Origin of the sequence: Streptomyces rubellus (assembly GCF_036323805.1) — a bacterium.
Taxonomy (GTDB): domain Bacteria; phylum Actinomycetota; class Actinomycetes; order Streptomycetales; family Streptomycetaceae; genus Streptomyces.
This window is the reverse complement of the sequence record NZ_JAZDCX010000002.1, coordinates 249,604-268,725: the sequence shown is the minus strand read 5'-3', so window position 1 is coordinate 268,725 and position 19,122 is coordinate 249,604. Positions and strand designations below refer to the sequence as shown.

The 19,122-nt window shown below is 73.4% G+C and carries 15 protein-coding genes and 2 pseudogenes; 4 read left to right on the top strand and 13 right to left on the bottom strand.

Annotated features, from left to right (window positions below; all coding sequences use genetic code 11):
- Window positions 1-22: 22 nt before the first annotated feature.
- Window positions 23-520 (top strand): MarR family winged helix-turn-helix transcriptional regulator, encoded by a 498-nt coding sequence (locus V1L54_RS03580; RefSeq protein ID WP_330116350.1) that lies wholly within the window; start codon window positions 23-25, stop codon window positions 518-520.
- 49 nt (window positions 521-569) lie between these two features.
- On the opposite strand, the gene V1L54_RS03575 is transcribed toward V1L54_RS03580, so the two are convergent.
- From V1L54_RS03575 to galT, 4 genes are all read right to left on the bottom strand, one after another.
- The gene (locus V1L54_RS03575) at window positions 570-1,310 is read right to left on the bottom strand and encodes a LuxR C-terminal-related transcriptional regulator (RefSeq protein ID WP_330116349.1); all 741 of its coding nucleotides are present in this window, start codon (window positions 1,308-1,310) and stop codon (window positions 570-572) included.
- 314 nt (window positions 1,311-1,624) lie between these two features.
- Complete coding sequence (gene galK, locus V1L54_RS03570; RefSeq protein WP_330116348.1) at window positions 1,625-2,851, bottom strand: galactokinase; 1,227 nt, start codon at window positions 2,849-2,851, stop codon at window positions 1,625-1,627.
- On the bottom strand, window positions 2,848-3,873 hold the full coding sequence (gene galE, locus V1L54_RS03565; protein WP_330116347.1) for a UDP-glucose 4-epimerase GalE: 1,026 nt from the start codon (window positions 3,871-3,873) through the stop codon (window positions 2,848-2,850). Before galE ends, galK begins: the two co-directional genes overlap by 4 nt.
- Entirely contained in the window at window positions 3,870-4,985 is a 1,116-nt protein-coding gene (galT, locus tag V1L54_RS03560; protein WP_330116346.1) for a galactose-1-phosphate uridylyltransferase, read from the bottom strand. The genes galE and galT overlap by 4 nt, the downstream gene beginning before the upstream one ends.
- 115 nt (window positions 4,986-5,100) lie before the next feature.
- Between galT and V1L54_RS03555 the strand changes: the two genes are divergently transcribed.
- Together V1L54_RS03555 and V1L54_RS03550 are read left to right on the top strand one after the other, a co-directional pair.
- Window positions 5,101-6,768: a sodium:solute symporter family protein gene (locus tag V1L54_RS03555; RefSeq protein ID WP_330116345.1), complete on the top strand. Its 1,668-nt coding sequence runs from the start codon at window positions 5,101-5,103 to the stop codon at window positions 6,766-6,768.
- A 117-nt stretch (window positions 6,769-6,885) separates the two neighbouring features.
- Window positions 6,886-7,221 carry a hypothetical protein gene (locus V1L54_RS03550; RefSeq protein WP_330116453.1) on the top strand — a complete coding sequence of 112 codons (336 nt, stop codon included), beginning with the start codon at window positions 6,886-6,888 and terminating at the stop codon, window positions 7,219-7,221.
- Between the two features lie 49 nt (window positions 7,222-7,270).
- Here the strand turns inward: V1L54_RS03550 and V1L54_RS03545 are convergent, their stop codons facing one another.
- The 5 genes from V1L54_RS03545 to V1L54_RS03525 form a co-directional block, all read right to left on the bottom strand.
- Window positions 7,271-8,011: a response regulator transcription factor gene (locus V1L54_RS03545; RefSeq protein ID WP_330116344.1), complete on the bottom strand. Its 741-nt coding sequence runs from the start codon at window positions 8,009-8,011 to the stop codon at window positions 7,271-7,273.
- A 188-nt stretch (window positions 8,012-8,199) separates the two neighbouring features.
- Window positions 8,200-9,498: an outer membrane protein assembly factor BamB family protein gene (locus V1L54_RS03540; protein WP_330116343.1), complete on the bottom strand. Its 1,299-nt coding sequence runs from the start codon at window positions 9,496-9,498 to the stop codon at window positions 8,200-8,202.
- Between the two features lie 432 nt (window positions 9,499-9,930).
- Window positions 9,931-11,886: an outer membrane protein assembly factor BamB family protein gene (locus tag V1L54_RS03535; protein ID WP_330116342.1), complete on the bottom strand. Its 1,956-nt coding sequence runs from the start codon at window positions 11,884-11,886 to the stop codon at window positions 9,931-9,933.
- Window positions 11,887-12,153: 267 nt separating this feature from the next.
- The gene (locus tag V1L54_RS03530; protein ID WP_330116341.1) at window positions 12,154-14,010 is read right to left on the bottom strand and encodes an ABC-F family ATP-binding cassette domain-containing protein; all 1,857 of its coding nucleotides are present in this window, start codon (window positions 14,008-14,010) and stop codon (window positions 12,154-12,156) included.
- Between the two features lie 174 nt (window positions 14,011-14,184).
- Entirely contained in the window at window positions 14,185-14,829 is a 645-nt protein-coding gene (locus V1L54_RS03525; protein WP_330116340.1) for a hypothetical protein, read from the bottom strand.
- A 295-nt stretch (window positions 14,830-15,124) separates the two neighbouring features.
- On the opposite strand from V1L54_RS03525, the gene V1L54_RS03520 reads away from it, so the two are divergent.
- The gene (locus tag V1L54_RS03520) at window positions 15,125-15,517 is read left to right on the top strand and encodes a thiol-disulfide oxidoreductase DCC family protein (RefSeq protein WP_330116339.1); all 393 of its coding nucleotides are present in this window, start codon (window positions 15,125-15,127) and stop codon (window positions 15,515-15,517) included.
- Between the two features lie 34 nt (window positions 15,518-15,551).
- Here the strand turns inward: V1L54_RS03520 and V1L54_RS03515 are convergent.
- The 4 genes and pseudogenes from V1L54_RS03515 to V1L54_RS03500 form a co-directional block, all read right to left on the bottom strand.
- Window positions 15,552-15,851, bottom strand: a pseudogene (locus V1L54_RS03515) (thioredoxin family protein); the annotation flags it as partial.
- Window positions 15,852-15,995: 144 nt separating this feature from the next.
- Window positions 15,996-16,355 (bottom strand): annotated as a pseudogene (locus tag V1L54_RS03510) (MerR family transcriptional regulator); the annotation flags it as partial.
- 53 nt (window positions 16,356-16,408) lie between these two features.
- On the bottom strand, window positions 16,409-16,936 hold the full coding sequence (locus V1L54_RS03505) for a YbaK/EbsC family protein (protein WP_330116338.1): 528 nt from the start codon (window positions 16,934-16,936) through the stop codon (window positions 16,409-16,411).
- 116 nt (window positions 16,937-17,052) lie between these two features.
- Entirely contained in the window at window positions 17,053-18,678 is a 1,626-nt protein-coding gene (locus V1L54_RS03500) for a penicillin-binding transpeptidase domain-containing protein (RefSeq protein WP_330116337.1), read from the bottom strand.
- Window positions 18,679-19,122 lie beyond the last annotated feature (444 nt).

Sequence of the window (19,122 nt, the reverse complement as noted above, 5' to 3'; positions counted from 1 at the left end):
ACAGAACTACTACACTGGGCACATGCAGGACGAGGTCGACCGACTGGTGGCAGCATGGCGCCGCGAGCGCCCCGATCTCGACGTGGAACCCCTGGAGGTGCTCAGCCGGGTCAGCAGGCTGGCCCGTCATCTCGACCGGGCGCGCCGCGTCGCGTTCGCCGAGCACGGGCTGGAGCCCTGGGAGTTCGACGTGCTGACCGCGCTGCGCCGCGCCGGCGCCCCGTACCAGCTCTCCCCCGGCCAGTTGCTGACCCAGACCCTGGTCACCTCCGGGACCATGACCAACCGCATCGACCGGCTGGCGAAGAAGGGCCTGGTGGAGCGGCTGCCCGACCCCAGCGACCGGCGCGGCGTGCTGGTCCGGCTGACGGACACCGGACGCGACCGGGCGGACCGGGCGCTGGCCGGGCTGCTGGAGCACGAGCGGGCCATCCTGGCCGAGCTGACGGCGGCCCAGCGCGGGGAGCTCGCCGGGCTGCTGCGCTGTCTGACCGCCCCGTTCGACAACGTTCCCGACTGACGGCGCCTCCGGCCGGATCACCCGCGGGCCGGGCCCGCGGACGCCCGGCTCAGGTCGGGGCGTGCTCCAGGTCCACCGGGCCGACCCCCGCCCGCCGGGCCAGCGCGACCGCGGCCAGGGTGGAGTGCACCCCCAGCTTGCCCAGGACGTTCTGCATGTGGGTGCGGACCGTGTGCGGGGACAGGTAGAGCCGTTCGGCGACGGCCTTGCGGCCCAGCCCCGCCACCATGCAGCGCAGCACCTCGTGCTCGCGCGGGGTCAGCGACTCGACCAGCCGCTCGCTCTCGGTGCGGTTGCGGCGGGTCGCGGTCAGCTCGCGCAGCACTCCGGTCAGCAGCGCGGGCGGCAGGTGCGTCTCGCCGCGCAGCACGCCCCGGACCACCTGGAGCAGCCGGGAGAGCGAGCTGTCCTTGGCGACCCAGCCCGACGCCCCCGCCTGGAGGGCGGCCGCCGCGCGGCGCGGGTCGTCGCGCTCGGCGAGCACGACCGCGCGGGTCCCGGGGTGTGCGGTGTGGAGCCGGGCGACCAGGGAGATCCCGCCGACCGCGGCCGGCACGTCCGGCTCCGCGGGGTGAGCCGCCGCGGGCGGGGAGGCGTCCCCCAGATCGGCGTCTATCAGCAGGACGTCGAAGCGGCGGCCGTCGGCCGCCGCCCGTTCCACGGCGCGCAGCGCCGCCGGGCTGCTGCCCGCCGCCGCCACCTCCACGTCCTGCTCCACCGCGAGCGCGGCGGCGAGCGACTCGGCGAATATGCGGTGGTCGTCCACCACGAGCACCCGGATACGTTGCACGCACACACCCCCTGTCACCCGTACGCCCTCAAGGACTCGCCCGTGTCCGGGCAGGGCACCCGGTGCGGAACCAGCACCTCCGCACGGCCGCCGCCATGCTGTGCTGGTACCCCGCGCCGGACGCCGCATCCGGTTTCCCTCGCCCCCTGGAGAGGCGCCGGCCCCCACCGACGCCGTCCCTCAGCGTACGGCCGGGGCGCGACGGGAGAAGGGGGTTGTGGAAAACCGGCCGCCACCGCGGCCCCCGACCGGTCCCGCGGGCGCCACTGGTGTTCGTCCGGGTGTCCGGTGCGATCGTTTCCGCCCCGCCGCGGTCACCACCGGTCCAGTCGGCGGGCCCCCGCCGAGGGCACCGCCTCGAACAGCCGCGGGGCCCGGTGACCGGCCGCGGTGAGGGCGTCGGTGACGGCCCGTCCGATCTCCTCCGCCCCGGCCGCCTCCACCAGGACGACCGCCGAGCCGCCGAAGCCGCCGCCGGTCATCCGGGCGCCCAGCGCGCCCGCCGCGTTCGCCGTCTCCACCACCAGGTCCAGTTCCGGGCAGGAGACGGCGTAGTCGTCGCGCAGCGAGACGTGCCCGGCGGTCAGCACCGGGCCGACGGCCCGGATCGCACCCGTGTCCAGCAGTGCCGCGACCTGTCGCACCCGTTCGTCCTCGGTGACCACATGGCGCACCAGGGGCCGCAGGGCCGGATCGGGCAGGGCGGCCAGCGCCGGCTCCAGCTCGCCGGGGGACACATCGCGCAGCGCCCGCACCCCCAGGGCCCGCGCAGCCGTCTCGCAGCCCGCCCGGCGGCGGGCGTACTCGCCGTCGGCCAGCGCGTGCTTGACCCGGGTGTCCACCACCAGCAGCCGCAGCCCCGCCGCCGGGAGGTCGAACGGGACCTGCCGGAGCGACAGGTCCCGGGTGTCCAGGTGGAGGACGTGTCCGGCGGTGCAGCAGGCCGACGCCATCTGGTCCATGATCCCGCAGGGGACGCCGACGTAGTCGTTCTCGGCCCGCCGGCACAGCGGGGCGATCCGCTCGGCGGACAGGCCCAGGCCGTACAGGTCGTTCAGGGCCAGGGCCGTGGCGACCTCCAGGGCGGCCGAGGAGGACAGGCCCGCGCCGGTGGGCACGTCGCTGGTGACGTACAGGTCCGCACCGGCACCGCCGCCCCCGCCGGATCCGCCGTCCTCCCCGCTGCCGGGCAGCAGGCCCGCCTCGCGCAGCGCCCACACCACACCGGCCGGGTACGCGGCCCAGCCGCCGGTGCCCGGAGCGAGCTCCCCCGGCGCCAGCCGCACCGTCCCGCCGGAGGTGTCGGCCGAGTGCAGGCGCAGCGCGCCGTCGTCGCGGCGGGCCGCCGCGACGACGGTGGTGTGCGGCAGGGCGAACGGCATCACGGAGCCGTCGTTGTAGTCGGTGTGCTCGCCGATCAGGTTGACCCGGCCCGGTGCGGCCCACACCCCCTCCGGGTCGCCGCCGTGGACCGCGCGGAAGCCGTCGGCCGCCCGCCGCACGGCCGCCGGATCCCGGTCCTTCTCCGTCCCGCCGCTCATCCGGCACTCCCCTCGCCCGTGGTGTCACCCGCCGTGTCCCCGGCCGTGTCCAGGGCCCTGCCCCGGGCGAAGGCCCAGGCGTCGGCGACGATGTCCCGCAGCTCGGTGCGGGACGGCCGCCAGCCCAGCAGTTCCCGGGCCCGGTCCGCCGCGGCCACCAGGACCGCCGGGTCGCCGGCGCGGCGCGGCGCCACCGTCTCGGGGACGGGATGGCCGGTGACCTCGCGGACGGTGCGGATCACCTCGCGGACGGAGAAGCCGCTGCCGTTGCCGAGGTTGCACACCAGGTGCTCGCCGGGCCGGGCCGCATCCAGGGCCAGCAGATGGGCCTCGGCCAGATCGGCGACGTGGATGTAGTCCCGCACACAGGTGCCGTCGGGCGTGGGGTAGTCGTCGCCGTAGACCGAGACGCTCTCCCGCTCGCCCAGGGCCACCTGGAGCACCAGGGGGATGAGGTGCGACTCGGGGTCGTGCCGCTCGCCCAGCGCGCCGTGCCCGCCGCGGTACGCGCCCGCCACGTTGAAGTAGCGCAGTGAGACGGCGGCCAGGCCGTGGGCCGCGCACTCGCCCGCGATCATGTGGTCGACGGCCAGTTTGGCGGCGCCGTAGGGGTTCGTCGGGGCGGTGGGGGCGTCCTCGCGGATCGGCACCTGTGCGGGCTCGCCGTAGACGGCGGCCGTGGAGGAGAACACCAGGGTGCGCACGTCCGCGGCGCGCATCGCGTCCAGCAGTGCCAGGGTGCCGCCGACGTTGTTGTGCCAGTACTTCTCGGGGTGGACGACGGACTCGCCGACCTGGGAGCTGGCCGCGAAGTGCAGCACCGCGTCGTAGGAGCGGTCGAGCCACTTCCCCGCGTCCTGGATCCGGCCCCGGACGAACTCGGCGCCCTCGGGCACCCCCTCCCGGAAGCCGGTGGACAGGTCGTCCAGGACGGTCACCCGGTGCCCCGCCTCCAGCAGGTGCGCCGCCACGACGCTCCCGACGTAACCCGCGCCGCCCGTCACCAGATACGTACCGCTCACCGGCTCGCCACCTCTCGCAGTCGTTCGGCCGCCCGCTCCGGCGGCACGTCGTTGACGAAGACCCCCATGCCGGACTCCGAGCCCGCCAGGTACTTCAGCTTTCCGGACGTGCGGCGGACGGTGAACAGCTCCAGGTGCAGCGCGAAGTCCGCCCGACCGGACCAGTCCGGACGCCCCTGCGGGGCGGTGGGCGCCTGGTGCCAGCCGGAGATGTACGGGGTGGGCGGCTCGTCCGGCCCGAAGATCCGGTCGAAGCGCCGCAGCAGCTCCAGGTAGACGCCGGGGAACTCGGCGCGGGCGGCGTCGTCCAGTTCCGTCAGGTCCGGCACCCGCCGCCCCGGGTACAGGTGCACCTCGTACGGCCAGCGCGCGGCGTGCGGCACGAAGGCCGTCCAGTGCGCGGTCTCCAGCACCGTGCGACGCCCGTCGGAGCGCTCGGCGGCGAGCGTGTCGTCGAAGAGGTTGCCGCCGGTGCGCTCCCGGTGGGCGGCGGCCGAGCGCAGCATCCGCTCGGTGCGCGGGGTGGTGAAGGGATAGGCGTAGATCTGGCCGTGCGGATGGCCGAGGGTGACGCCGATCTCCCGGCCGCGGTTCTCGAAGCAGTACACCTGGCGGACGCCGGGCAGCGCGGACAGTTCGGCGGTGCGGTCCGTCCAGGCGGCCAGGACCAGGGCGGCGCGCTCCTCGTCGAGATCGGCGAAGGACGCCTCGTGGTCGGCGGTGAAGCACACCACCTCGCACCGCCCCGCGCCCGGGGCGCGCACCAGGAGACCGCCGGGGTCGGCCGCCTGCCCGGGGCCCGGCGGGCCGGTCAGGGAGGGGAAGCGGTTCTCGAAGACGGCCACCTCGTAGTCGTCCGCCGGAATCTCCGTCAGACGGCCGTTCCGGGACGGGCAGAGTGGGCACTCATCCTGTGGCGGGTGGTACGTACGTGACTGGCGGTGCGCGGTGACGGCTACCCACTCGTCGAGCAGCGGGTCGTGGCGGATCTCCGAGGAGGTGGCGACGGCCTCGATGGGACGCCGGTCCACCGCCTCGCGCCCGGTGGCCTCGTGGGAGTCGTAATAGACGAGCTCACGGCCGTCGGCGAGGCGGATCGAGGTCTTCTTCACACCGGGACTCCTATACTGCGACCCGAACACAACCAAACACAAAGAACCATGACTGAACATCAACGTCAAGGGGCCGTCCCTCACCGGCCCCGTCACGCCATGGAGGCGAGCGCCCATGCCACAGTTGGCTCAGGATCTCCGGCTCCCGACGAACGCCCTGGACTACGCGATCCTCGGCGTTTACTTCCTCGTCGTCCTGGGAGTCGGGTTCGCGGCCCGGCGCAGCATCAAGACCAGTCTTGACTTCTTCCTCTCCGGCCGCTCGCTGCCCGCCTGGGTCACCGGTCTGGCCTTCATCGCAGCCAACCTCGGTGCCCTGGAGATCCTGGGCATGGCCGCCAACGGCGCCCAGTACGGCATGTACACCGTGCACTGGTACTGGGTGGGCGCCATCCCGGCGATGGTCTTCCTCGGCCTGGTGATGATGCCCTTCTACTACGGGTCACGGGTGCGTTCGGTCCCGGAGTTCCTGCTGCACCGCTTCGGGCCGTCCTCGCACCTGCTGAGCGGCATCCTCTTCTCGGCCGCCTCCGTGCTGATCGCGGGCGTCAACCTCTACGCGCTGGCCATCGTGCTGGAGGCGCTGCTGGGCTGGCCGCAGTGGGTGTCGATCGTCGTCGCGGGCGTGTTCGTGCTGCTCTACATCACCCTGGGCGGCCTGTCCTCGGCCATCTACAACGAGGTCGTGCAGTTCTTCGTGATCCTGGCCGGCCTGATCCCGCTGACCGTCCTCGCCCTGACCCGGGTGGGCGGCTGGAGCGGACTGCGCGACTCGCTCACCGCCTCCCAGGGCGACAACTTCGTCTCCGCCTGGGGCGGCACCGGCATCGGCTCGGACAACCCGCTCGGCGCCAACTGGCTCACCATCGTCCTCGGTCTCGGCTTCGCCCTCAGCTTCGGCTACTGGACGACGAACTTCGCCGAGGTGCAGCGCGCCCTGTCGGCCAAGAACCTCTCCGCCGCCCAGCGGACCCCGCTGATCGCCGCCTTCCCCAAGATCTTCATCCCCGCGCTCGTCGTCATCCCCGGCCTGGTCGCGCTGGTGGTGGCCCCCGACATCGGCCAGGGCAACGGCCTGGAGTACAACGACGCGATCCCGATGCTGATGCGGGACCTGCTGCCCAACGGTGTGCTGGGCGTCGCGGTGACCGGTCTGCTCGCCGCCTTCATGGCCGGTATGGCCGCCAACGTCTCGGCCTTCAACACGGTGTTCACCAACGACATCTGGCGGGCCTACCTGGTGAAGGGCCGCCCCGACGAGCACTACGTACTCGTCGCCCGGATCGTCACCGCGATCGGGGTGGTCCTCGGCATGGGGACGGCGTTCATCGCGGCGACGTTCAGCAACATCATGAACTACCTCCAGACGCTGTTCTCCTTCTTCAACGTGCCGCTGTTCACCGTCTTCATCATCGGCATGTTCTGGAAGCGCATGACGGCCGCCGCCGGTTTCTGGGGCCTGCTGTCGGGCACGGTGGCGGCGATGATCAACTACTTCTGGTTCTACCGGGGCGGGCTCGTCGACATCCCCACCGACCAGGGCGCCAACTTCGTCTCCGCCATCATCGCCTTCGTGGTGGGCGCCGTGGTCTCCGTCGGGGTCAGCCTGTTCACCGCGCCCAAGCCCGTGGAACGGCTGGCCGGGCTGGTGTACGGCACCCAGGCCCCCGGCCTGGCCGAGCCCCCGGCCGCCGGCGACGAGGCCTGGTACCGCAGGCCCGCGCTGCTGGGCTGGGGCGCGATCATCCTGGCCGCCCTGTGCTACGTCCCCTTCTCCTTCTGAGCACCCCCGAGTGCTCCGCGCACCGCACAGCGAAGGATGTGATCTTCCGTGACGAACGGCAGGAACGACACGAACCCGGAGGGCCCCGGCGGCACCGCCGACTGGCAGCGTGAGGAGATGCAGCTGGAGGAACGCTCGATCAGCGCGGCCCGGCTCTTCGACATCCGCCGGGTCATCGGCGTCCTCTTCGTGATCTACGGGGTCATGGTCACCCTTGCCGGGGTCTTCGTCTCCGACGCGGACCTGGCGAAGGCCGAGAACATCAACATCAACCTGTGGACCGGACTGGCCATGCTCGCGCTGGGACTGTTCTTCCTGCTGTGGCTGCGGCTGAGCCCCACCGTTCCGCCGCCCACCGCGCGGGAGGACGACGGGACCGGCGGGGACGGCGGGACCGGCGGGGACACCGCCGGACCGGCCGCTGAGGGGAACCGGCCGCCCGCCGGACAGTGACCGGGCAGGACGAGGACGGTGCGGACGGGGGCGGGCCGGGCGGCGACGCTCAGCCCGCCCCCGCTCCCGTGCCCGTGTCCGGCGTCCCCGGCGCCCGCCCGGCGCCCGGGGCGGTGCCGGTGCCGGGTACGGCCACCCGGTCCAGCAGTCCGGTGCGGGCCGCGAGCGCCGCCGCCTCCAGCCGTGAGCCGACCCCGAGCTTCATCAGCACCCGCTGCACATGGGTACGGGCCGTGCTGGACGCGATGCCCATGCCCTGGGCGATCAGCCGGGTGTCCTCCCCCTCGGCCACCCGCACCAGCACCTCGACCTCCCGCGGGGTGAGCATCTGGAGCAGCCGGACCCCCTCGTCGTCCGGCTCGGCCCTGGGATTGAGCAGTTCCGCGAAGGCGTCCTGCAGCAGTTGCGGCGCCGCGGCCGTCTCCCCGGCACGGGCCCGGACCATGCCGCGCTCGACGCCCTCGATCCGCTCGTCGTGCCGTATGTAGCCGGACGCCCCCGCCGCGAACGCCGCCGCTATGCCCCGCGGGCTGGGCACCGGGCCCAGCACCACGACCGCGGTCTGCGGGCGTTCGCGCCTGATCCGCGCCACCGGGTCGAAAGCCCCCGGCTCCGCGGGGGACGCCGTCCCCCACAGACACACCTCCGGCGCCCTGCTGATCACCAGCTCGGCGGCCCCCGCGGCCGGAGCGGCGGCGGCGAGCACCCGGTGCCCGCGCAACTTCAGCGCCGAGGCGAGCGCCTCGGCGTGCAGACGGTGGTCGTCGACCACCATGAGCCGCACGGTCATCCACACCCCTGTCGTCCTGTGCCTGTGCCCCGGTCCAGCCCGTTCCGCCCGGCTGCGCCATGCCCACGGAAGCTACACGCTCACCCCGCGCCGCGCGCCCCTTCCGTCGAGAACCGCGTGAGCGGGCCCGCACACCCGTACGGGGCGTGCGGGCCCGCTCACGCCACGGGTACCGGCCGCGGGCCGGGTCAGCCGTAGGCCAGCAGACCGCCCCGGCCGGGGTGCTCGCCGGTGAAGAAGTCGCTCGCCACCAGGAAGAGCCTGCCGTCGTGCCAGTGGGGGCGGCTCTGGCTCGACTGCATCGCGAACTCCGCCTTCCAGTCGCCGTCCGGCAGTTCCGCGTACCGGGTGGCCCTGCCGGTCCCGGGGTCGACGGAGGTGAGGCGTCCCGCCTCGTCGGGGGTCGGCGGCTCGTAGCCCAGGAGCCTGCCGTCCCACAGGGCCAGCGGGCTGGTCTGGCCCGTGCGGGTGGGCTCGGAGAGCCACTTCGTCCGGCCGGTGGCGAGGTCGAACGCGACGATCTCGCTGACGAGGACCTCCTCATCGTTCATGCGCCGGTTGGACTGCAGGTAGAGCGCGTCGTTCGCCTTGTCCACGACGACGTTGTGAAGCCCGTCGAGCTCGTGGCCGATCCCGGCGAACCGGTACCGGTCGGTGCCCAGGGTGATCTTCGACCGGGCCTTCCCCTCGGCGTCGAGGACCACCAGGTCGGTCATCTCGGTCTCGTCGCCCGCCGTCACCCCGACCACCACGGGATCGGTCGAGAAGACGTGGTTGATCCCGACCCCCTCGGGAGCCCGCCACCGCCAGTTCCGCCTGCCGTCGGGCTTGAGGGACTGGAGCTCCTGCCGCTCGCCGTAACCGCAGTCGACGTGCGCGATCAGCAGGCCGCCCCCGACGTGGCCGCGGTCGAGGCACTCGGCGTCCTCGGCCGTGCTCCACAGGGGTCTGCCGGTCGCCAGTTCGTAGGCGACCGCCCTGCCGCCCCAGGCGGCGGTGGCGGTGCCGCCGCTCACCGCGAGCTGGGAGAAGTCGAACTCCAGGGAGTCCCCGCCGTCGGAGGGCAGGTCGTCGCGCCACAGCTCCTCGCCCCCGACGAGGTCGATCGCCATGATCTTCTCGCATCTGGCGCCCCACTGGAGCACGGTCCTGCCGTCCGACACCTCGTCGGCCGCGGCGCAGTCGCCACCGCCGCGCGGCACCTTCAGGGACCAGACCTCCGCGCCGGTGTCCAGGTCGTACGCGACCACCGAGTCGAACAGCGCCCGGACGAGACGCCCGCCGGCGAACCAGGTGCCGTAGGCGTGACCGCCCTGGTCGGCGAGATCCGAGGTGTCCGGCGCGTCCTTCTTCCAGAGCGTCTCGAACCGGCCGTCGTGCTCCTTCGCCGGGTTCTTCGCGCTCCGGTCGCCGCGCCCGGTCCGCCCGTCGCCGTCCCCGCCCAGGAACCACGCCCCGGCGCCGACGGCGAGCAGGAGCGCGACCACCGAGGCGACGACGGCCGGCGCCCTCCTCCGTCCGCCCCCGCCCCTGCTGCCGCTCCCGTCCGGTGGCGGCGCGCCACCGGGCACGGGGTACTGGCCGGCGTTCCCGTACGCGGGCGGCGGCCCGTACGGGCCGGGCCACGGCGGGGGGCCGTACGCCGGCGGCCGCGGCGGTTCCTGCGGCGGCCCGAATCCTCCCGCCGGGGGCCGGCCGGGCGGTGGAGGCGGCTGTGACATGGGGTTCCCTCTTCGGCCGCGGACCGGGATGGCCGACCCGGCCCACGGTGTCTCGGTGTCTGCAACAACGGTGTCGGGGCGTCGCTCTTTCTACCACCGCGCTCCCCCGGCGCCGCCGCCGGTTCCGCCCGGCCCCCGGACAGCCGGGCGGGCCCCGCGTTCCCGGGGGAACGCGGGGCCCGCCCGCCGTACGAGGCGTCAGTTGTACGCCAGGATGCTCCCCTTGTTGAGGCTCGCGTCCTTGTAGAAGCGGTGCACGACCAGGAAGAAGCGGCCGTCGTGCCAGTACGGGCGGCCGTTGCCGATGCTGTTCATGCCGCGCTCCAGGTCCCGGGAGGCCGCCGGCATCCGCACGTACGGAGCCGCCTCCCCCGTCCTGGGATCGATGGAGGTGATCAGTCCCGCCCTCTCGTACGACGGCTGCTCGTAGCCGAGCAGCTTGCCGTCCTCCATCGCCAGCGGGGCGACCTGGGTCTCCTCGGTGGGCTTGGAGAGCCACTTCGACTTGCCGGTGGTCAGGTCGAACGCGGCGATCTCGCTGACGCTGCCGGTCTCGCCCTGGTGCCGGTAGGTCTGCAGGTAGACCGAGTTGTTCGCCTTGTCCACGACGACGTTGTGGCAGTCGGCCAGCGCGATGCCGCCGCAGGCGAACCAGTAGCGTTCCTTGGGGAGGCTGATCTTCGCCTGGAGTTTCCCGGAGCCGCTGAGGATCATGAGGTCGGTGAGGTCGTACTCACCACCGGCCTGGACGCCGATCACCACGGGGTCGACGGAGAAGATCCGCTTGATGTCGACCCCCGCGGGGGCCTTCCACTCCCAGCCCTTGGCCCCGTCGGGCTTGACGGACTGAAGTGCCTGGGTCTCGCCGAACCCGCACTCGATCTGCGCGACGAGCTGGCTGCCGCCGACGTAGCCGCGGTCCTGGCACCTCTCGCCCTGCTTCATCGACCACAGGTTCTTGCCGCTGGTCAGGTCGTAGCCGACCGCGTTGCCGATCCACGCCACGGCGACCGTGTTGCCGCTGATCGCCATCTCGGTGTAGTTGTACTCGCCCGCGCCGCGGTCCTTGGTGGGGAAGTCCTCGCGCCACAGCTCCTTGCCCGCGGCGAGGTCGATCGCCATGATCTTCTCGCACTTGCGGCCCCACTGCACCGCGGTCTTGTTGTCCGACACCTGCTGGGCGGCCGTGCACCTGGACCCGCGGGCCATGTCGATGGACCAGGCCTCCTCACCGCTGTCCATGTTGTAGGCGGTGACGGAGTCGGTCGACGCCTTGACGATGTTGTCGCCGACGAACCAGGTGCCGGGGACGTCGTGGATGGTGTCCTCGGCCTTCGACATGTCCGGCGCGTCGATCTGCCAGGCCATCCCGACCTGGTCCTTGTGCTCGCGCTTCGTCCCGTCCTTCTTCCCGGGCTCGCCCGTGCCGCCCTCGCTGGTGCCCTCGCTGGCGCCCTTGGTGTCGCCCCCCTTGGCCTGGGGGTCGTCGTCGCCTCCGGCGGCGAGGAACCAGATCCCGGCACCGGCTATCAGCAGGACCGCGACCACCGAGGCGACGACGGCCAGGATCTTGCCGCTGCCGCCGCCCGCGCCGGGCGGCGTTCCGCCCGCGGGCATGGGGTACGTCGGCTGCTGGGAGGGGTGCTGCGGCGGGTACTGCCCGTACGGCGCCCCGTACGCGGGCGGCTGCCCGTAGGGCGGGACGGGCTGCTGGGGGTAGCCGTACGACGGCGGCTGGCCGTACGAGGGCGGCTGGCCGTACGGCGGGACGGGCTGCTGGGGGTAGCCGTACGACGGCGGGGGCTGCGGCGTCTGCGGGGCCTGCGGTTCCTGCGGCGCGCCGAAGCCGCCCGACGGCGGCTGGAACTGCGGCGGGCCGGGCGGTGCGGGCGGAGTCTGCGAGGGCGGGGCGGGCTGGTCGGGCTGGGCCGGGGACTTGGACAGCCGGTCCCCGGGCGCGTCCGGGGCCGGCGCGTCCTGCGACTGCTGCCCGGACGGCCCGGGCTGCTCCGGCGGCTGTGTCCGCTGCTGCGGCTGCTGCTCCGGCGGGTTCTGGGACTGGCTCCGGGACTCCCGCGGCGACTCGTCCGGCTGCCGTGGCGTGTCGGAGCCGCCGGACGGCGGCTGGCTGGGTGGCGGAGGCGGCTGCGACATGGGTCTTCCTCTTCACGCGCGGACCGGTTGCCCAGCCCCTCAACCCCCCGTCGGGCAGAGCGAATCGGACACTGGTCCGCCACTTCTCGACGTTCTTCCGACGTCTCTTGACGTTCGGACACCGACAGTGGAGCGGAACTCTTTCTACCACCGGACACATCCGGAAAGGTCGCTGGTTCCCTTCCGGTCCACCAGGTGAGACCCGCCCGCGATCCCGCCGTTACCCGGAACTCCGGCGGCGCTGCCCGGAGGGAGTCCGCGCCGCCGTCAGCCCTCCTCGGCCAGTTCCAGCCAGCGCGTCTCCAACTCGTCCCGCTCCCCGGTCAGTTCCCGCAGCTCGGCGTCCAGGGCGGCGACCTTCTCGAAGTCGGTGGCGTGCGCGGCCATCTCGGCGTGGAGCGCGGTCTGCCGCTCCTCGATCCGCTCCAGCCTGCGCTCGATGCGCTGCAACTCCTTCTGGGCGGCCCGGGAGAGCGCCGCGGGCTTGGCGGCGGCGGAGGCGGCGGTGGACGTGGCGCCGGAGGCGGCGGAAGCGGTCCGGTCCGGTGCCGGGGCGGCCGGGGAGGTGCGTCCGGAAGGGACCGCCTGCCGCTGCCGCTCGCGGCGCTCCAGGTACTCGTCGATGCCGCGCGGCAGCATCCGCAGCGTGCCGTCGCCGAGCAGCGCGTACACCCGGTCCGTGGTCCGCTCGACGAAGTAGCGGTCGTGGGAGATGACGACCAGCGAGCCGGGCCAGCCGTCGAGCAGGTCCTCCAGCTGGGTCAGGGTCTCGATGTCCAGGTCGTTGGTCGGCTCGTCCAGGAACAGCACGTTCGGCTCGTCCATCAGCAGCCGCAGGATCTGCAGCCGCCGCCGCTCGCCGCCGGAGAGGTCACCGACCGGCGTCCACTGCTTCTCCTTGCCGAAGCCGAAGCGCTCGCACAGCTGCGAGGCGGTCATCTCCCGGCCCCCGCCCAGGTCGACCCGGGAGCGGACCTGCTCCACGGCCTCCAACACCCGCCAGGCGGGATCGAGTTCGGCGACCTCCTGGGACAGGTACGCCAGCTTCACCGTCCGGCCCACCGTGATCCGGCCGCCGGCGGGCTGCCGCTCGCCACCGCTGTACGCCGCGTCCGCCAGGGCGCGCAGCAGGGAGGTCTTGCCCGCGCCGTTGACACCGACCAGGGCGAACCGGTCGCCCGGGCCGAGCTGCCAGGTGAGGTGCTTGAGCAGCACCTTGGGCCCGGCCTGGACGGTGACGTCTTCCAGATCGAGGACGGTCTTCCCCAGCCTTGAGTTCGCGAACCTCATCAGCTCCGCGGTGTCGCGCGGCGGCGGTACGTCGGCGATCAGCGCGTTGGCCGCCTCGACGCGGAAGCGGGGCTTGCTGGTGCGGGCCGGGGCGCCGCGCCGCAGCCAGGCCAGCTCCTTGCGGACCAGGTTCTGCCGCTTGGCCTCCTCGGTGGCGGCGATGCGCTCGCGCTCGGCGCGGGCGAAGACGTAGTCGCTGTAGCCGCCCTCGTACTCGTGCACGGCGGCGCGCTGCACGTCCCACATCCGGGTGCAGACCTGGTCCAGGAACCAGCGGTCGTGGGTGACGCACACCAGCGCCGAGCGGCGGGCGCGCAGATGTCCGGCCAGCCAGGAGATGCCCTCGACGTCGAGGTGGTTGGTGGGCTCGTCCAGGACGATCAGGTCCTGCTCGGCGATGAGCAGCTTCGCCAGCGCGATGCGCCGCCGCTCGCCGCCGGAGAGCGGGCCGATGACGGTGTCCAGGCCCTGCGGGAAGCCGGGCAGGTCCAGCCCGCCGAACAGCCCGGTGAGGATGTCGCGGACGCGGGCGTCCCCGGCCCACTCGTGGTCGGCCAGGTCGCCGATGACCTCGTGCCGGACGGTGGCGGCCGGGTCGAGCGAGTCGTGCTGGGTGAGCACGCCCAGCCGCAGCCCGCCGACGTGGGTGACCCGTCCGGTGTCGGCCGGTTCCAGCCGGGACAGGATGCGGACGAGGGTGGTCTTGCCGTCGCCGTTGCGCCCGACGACGCCGATCCGGTCTCCCTCGCCGACTCCCAGGGAGATGCCGTCGAGCAGCGTACGGGTGCCGTACACCTTGCCGACGGCTTCCAGATTGACGAGGTTCGTGGCCATGGGGCTCCCGCTGCCCGGCCCGTGCCGGGCCGGCCTGGTCTTGGTGGGCTGGTTCTCCTCCTCAGCCTAGTGCCGCGACCGGCGGGGTCCGCCGGCCGGGCGGGCCCGGCCGTGCCCACCGTTCCGCGACCGGCCCGGCGGACGGCGGCGGGAGAGCCGTCCCGGTCCCGCGGCTCAGTACGCCTGCTGCTGGGCGGGCGCCGAACGCGGGGTGGGCCGGTTGAGACCGAACAGCGAGCCGGTGGCGCCGACGAGTTCGGCGGAGGATTCCGTCGCGGTGGCGTCCGGAATGCCCATCCGGCGCAGCGCCCCGGAGAACAGGTCCTCCAGCAGCGCCAGGCGCCAGCTCAGCTCCGCGGGACCCACCTGCTGACCGCCGCGCGGGCGGCCGGCCAGGACCGTCAGCACGTCCTGGGCGTTGCTCTGCAGGTCGGCGAGCGACTGCCAGCCGTTCGGGATGCGGGCGGGCGGCCCGGACGAGTCGGCACCCGGTACGCCGAGCGTCTGCGGCAGCTGGGTCGGGATCGCCGAGTACCAGTCGACCAGCGCGCCGCTCAGGTCGGCACGCAGCCCGTCGAGGAAGCTCAGCAGCACGGCCGCGCCCACGGGCGCCCCGACGGGTTCGACGGGCGGCGCCTCCTCCCGGGGAGCGGGAGGGCGGCCGGACTGCTGCGGCCCCATGAAGGACCGGATGACGACCGACACCTCCTCCTGCTGCTGCGGGCTGGGGCGCTGGGCGGGCACCAGTAGCGCCCTTACGGGCGCGATGCCGTGTGCGGCCTGCTCGGCCGCTGCCTGGCACGCGTAATCAGTGGGCACGGGACGGTCCCCCCTCCTTCCGAACGCCGCCTTCTCTTGCGGCTTCGGTCTTACGTTTCGGGGCCGTACCGTATCGCTCTGCAACGACTTCTGGGAGGTCCTGGTCACCGACAGTTCACGGACTGTGTCCTCAAGCGGTCGGCCCCTTTCCCGAATCGTCCCCGTGACAGCGCTTTCTGGGAAGGGCCTGGAAGGATAAGGATCGTTTCCGGCCGTTCCGGGGTTCGCGGCCGTCGTAGCCTGGTTTGCCGGGGCCGCGGACGCGGCCCCGCCGTCCCGGTACCGGAGGTTTCCCATGGGGAAGCGTGAACTCCCGTCCGCCGTGCTGGCGTTCGACGGGGACTGCGGCTTCTGCCAGAAGTCCGTCGCCCTCCTCGTCGCCCGGGCCGCGCCCGCCGTTCCCGCCGCGCCCTGGCAGTCGCTGCCCGACCGGATCACCCGGCCCCATCTGGCGCGGCTGGGCCGCGAGGTGCTGCTCCTCGACGGCGGACGGGCGGCGGCCGGCGGGGCCGAGGCGGTCTCCGCGTATCTGCGGTCCTCGCCGAAGCGGCGGTACCGCGCGGCGGGGGCGTTCCTCGCCCTCCCCGGCATCCGCCGCTGCGCCCGGCTCGGCTACCGGTGGGTGGCCGCCAACCGGTACCGCATGCCCGGCTCGACCCCCGCCTGCGCGGTGCCGCCCCGCCCCTGACGGCCGCGGCGGCACCGCGTGCCGGGCGGTGCCGTCACAGCACCTCGGCGAGTTCCGCGCGCAGCCGCCGCTTCGTACGCGTCCCGACCAGGGACCGCACCGGCTCACCGGCGCGGAAGACCAGCAGGGTGGGCACGGACAGCACTCCGTACGCCACCGTGGTCTCCGGGTTCGCGTCCACGTCCAGCCGGACCACCTTCAGCCGCCCGGCCTCCTCGCGGGCCACCTCGGCCAGCACCGGCGCGGTCATCCGGCAGGAACCGCACCACCGGGCGGTGAACTGCACCAGCACAGGCCCCTCGGCCGCCGGCACCTCCCCGGCGAACGTCGCGTCGGTGACCTCCGTCAGCTCCTGTGTCAGCGCCACGCCCCTGTCCCCCTCTCCCCGGTCTCCCGGATCTCCCTGGTCTTCCGGGCCGCGGTGTCCGGCGGCCCGTCCGTCGCGGATCCGCGCGGTCCGGGGGGCTAGCAAGGCGACAGCAGACACCGCGGCTCCGGCGCGGGACAGCTGGGCGGCGATCTCCCGCCGTACGGTCCGCAGCCGGTCGATGCAGTCGTCCAGCTCGGCCAGCTTGCGGCGGTACGCCTCCGGGGACGCGGGACACGCGTCTCCCGTCGCATGTCCGGCCCGCAGGCACTCCACGAACGGGCGGGTCTCCTCCAGTTCGAAGCCGAAGTCCTGGAGTGTGCGGATCTGCCGCAGCAGCCGCAGATCCTCCTCGCCGTAGTCGCGGTATCCGTTGGCCGTACGGCGTGCCCGCAGCAGCCCCGGCGACTCGTAGTACCGCAGGGCGCGGGTGGTGGTACCCGCACGTCTCGCCAGCTCCCCGATCCGCATGCCCCGACGCCAGACCCTGACGCCGACGTCAACGCCGGCCCCGGGACGCGGCGTCACGCCGGGGTCCCGGTGGCGCCCTCCTCACGGACGTCCACAACGGTGGCGCCCGCGCGGTCGACCAGGTGCCGCGGCGCCATGGGGAAGACCGTGTGCGGGGTGCCGGCCGCCGCCCAGACCACATCGCGGGCCAGCAGCCCGCGGTCGGCCAGCACGCGCAGTTCGGTGGCGTGCCCGAAGGGCGGCACGCCACCGATCGCGTAACCGGTGGCGGCGCGTACGGTCGCGGCATCGGCGCGCCTGACCGTGTCCGCGCCCACCTCGCGCCGTACCCGCTCCACATCGACCCGGGAGGCGCCGTCCATCAGCACCATCACCGGCTCGCCGTCCGCGGTGAAGACCAGCGACTTGACGATCGCGGCCGGCTCGCAGCCGATCGCCTCGGCCGCCTGGGCGGCCGTACGGGTGCCCTCGGGGAAGGCCCGCACCTCGATGTCCGCCAGGCCCAGCGACACGAGGGCGGAGGCGAAGCGCGGGTGGGCGGCGGGCGGTGCGCCGGGGGCGGAGACGGCGGGCTGTTCCATGCGGACGACGTTAACCGGACGGGAACGGCCCGCGCGAGGCGGTTTCGCGCGGGCCGTACGGACGGGGCGGGAATGGCCGGGGCGGGCGGCCGGAACGGCACCGGCGCCGGGCCGGGTCAGTTCAGGGAGTTGAGTACCTGGCGCACGACCGGGCCGGCGTTCGTGCCGCCGTGGCCGGCGGCCGGGATGACCGCCGCCGCGGCCATGTCGTCGCGGTAGGCGGTGAACCAGGCGTTGGGCTTCTCCTGGCCGTCCACCTCCGCCGAGCCCGTCTTGGCGCCGATGTCGCCGCTGGTGCCGGCCATCGCCTCGGCGGCCGTGCCGCTGGTGGCCGTCAGCCGCATCAGGGAGCGCAGCTCCTGGGCGACCGCCGGGGAGAGGGTGCGCGGTGCCTTGGTCAGGGTGCGGCCGTCCACCTCGGGGGAGACGATGTAGGGCTGCTTGAACACGCCGTTCTTCACCGTCGCCGACACCGAGGCCATGATCAGCGGGTTCGCCCGGACGCCGCCCTGGCCGATCAGGGAGGCGGCCATCTGGGCGTCGGACTGGACGGGCACCGCACCGTCGAAGGTGGTCGTGCCGACCTCCCAGGTCAGCCCGATGCCGAAGACCTCGCGGGCCTGCTTGGTGAGGTCGTCGTCGGCCAGCTTCCCGGCCTGGCTGATGAAGGCGGTGTTGCAGGAGGCGGAGAAGGACTGGGCGAAGGTGCCGCCCTTGATCTCGAACTTGTCGAGGTTGTGGAACGGCCAGCCGCCGTGGTTGAACTCCTTCGGGCAGGGGTGCTGCCTGCCGCTGGCGGCCAGGCCCTTCTCCAGGAGCATCGACGCGGTCACCACCTTCATCGTGGAGCCGGGGGCGAGGGAGCCCTGGAAGGCGGTGTTGAAGCCGTCGGCCGGGGTGTTGGCGACCGCCAGGATCTCGCCGGTGCTGGCCTTCAGCGCGACGACCGACGCCTTGGGCCTGTCCGCGATGGCCTGGACGGCGGCCTTCTGCACCCGCGCGTCCAGGGTGGTGCGCAGCTCGCCCGGGGTGCCCTCGCTCAACTTCTTGAGGGTCTTGACGTCCTTGCCGTCGGCGCCGACGATCCGGGTCGCGACACCGGGCTTCCCGTCGGTCTTGTCGCCGAACCGCTTGCGCAGGTCGGCCAGGGTCGCGGCCAGTTCGGGGTGGGCCTCGGCGGTCAGCTCGGTGCCGTTGCGGTCCACGGTCCTGACGGGCGGGGCATCGGCCTCGCCGGTCTCGATGGTCTGGCCCGCCTGGAGCTCGGGGTGCAGTACGTACGGCTCCCAGTCGACGACCGCCTCACCGGTTCCGGTGTCCCGCATGACGGCCAGATCCGACTTGTAGACCCACTCGGCGCGCTCCTTCCCGTGCTCCACCTCGGCGGTCACGGTGAAGGGGACGGTGGTGCCCGAGGCGGGCTCGGGGGCGAGGGTCACCCCGGTCACCCCGGCGTCCTCGCGGAAGCCGGTGAGCGCCTCGGCGGCGGCGGTCTCGTCGTCCGTGAGCGCCGCGGCCTCCTCGGTCTTCCCGGCCTGCCAGGCGTCGAGGAACTTCTCCGCCGTCTCCCGGATCTCCTCCTCGGACGGCGGACCGGTCTCCTTCCCCCCGTCGGCCGGACCGTTGGCGATCACCGCGTCCAGGCCGCTGTCGCCGACCAGGGTGTACGCCCCGACTCCGGCGGCTCCGACCAGCACGGTGAAGACCGCGCCGATCACCACTGCTTTCCGACCGTCACGCATGAGTGTCCGAACCTCCGCCCCTGCCCCGGCCGGTCCCGCCGGGAGCCTGTGACGAAACCCTAGAGCACTTGTGTGACACAAGTCAGATCGAGGGGTGACCCCCGGCCGCCGCGGCACGGTGGGATTCGTTCGGGTGAAAAACAGCCGGTTCCGCGTGCCCCCGCACCCCGCCGGGCATCCCGGGCGGGGCCCGGGAACCGGCCGGTCCGGTGGCGTCCCGGCGGTGTTCCGGCGCCGGGAAAGCCGGCGGGTTCCTCCCGCGGCAGGCCGCGCGGGAATAACCGTGGGCAATGCATTCCGCCGACCGGCGGACATGTTCTTCACTCTTTCGAAGACGAAACCCGGAATCCCGCCCCGTCGTTGTCACGGTCGAAGCAGAGACCGATTCACCGTTCCGGCTCATTGCGGCGCGGGGCCGCGCGGCTCCCGGCTGCCCGGAGCCGC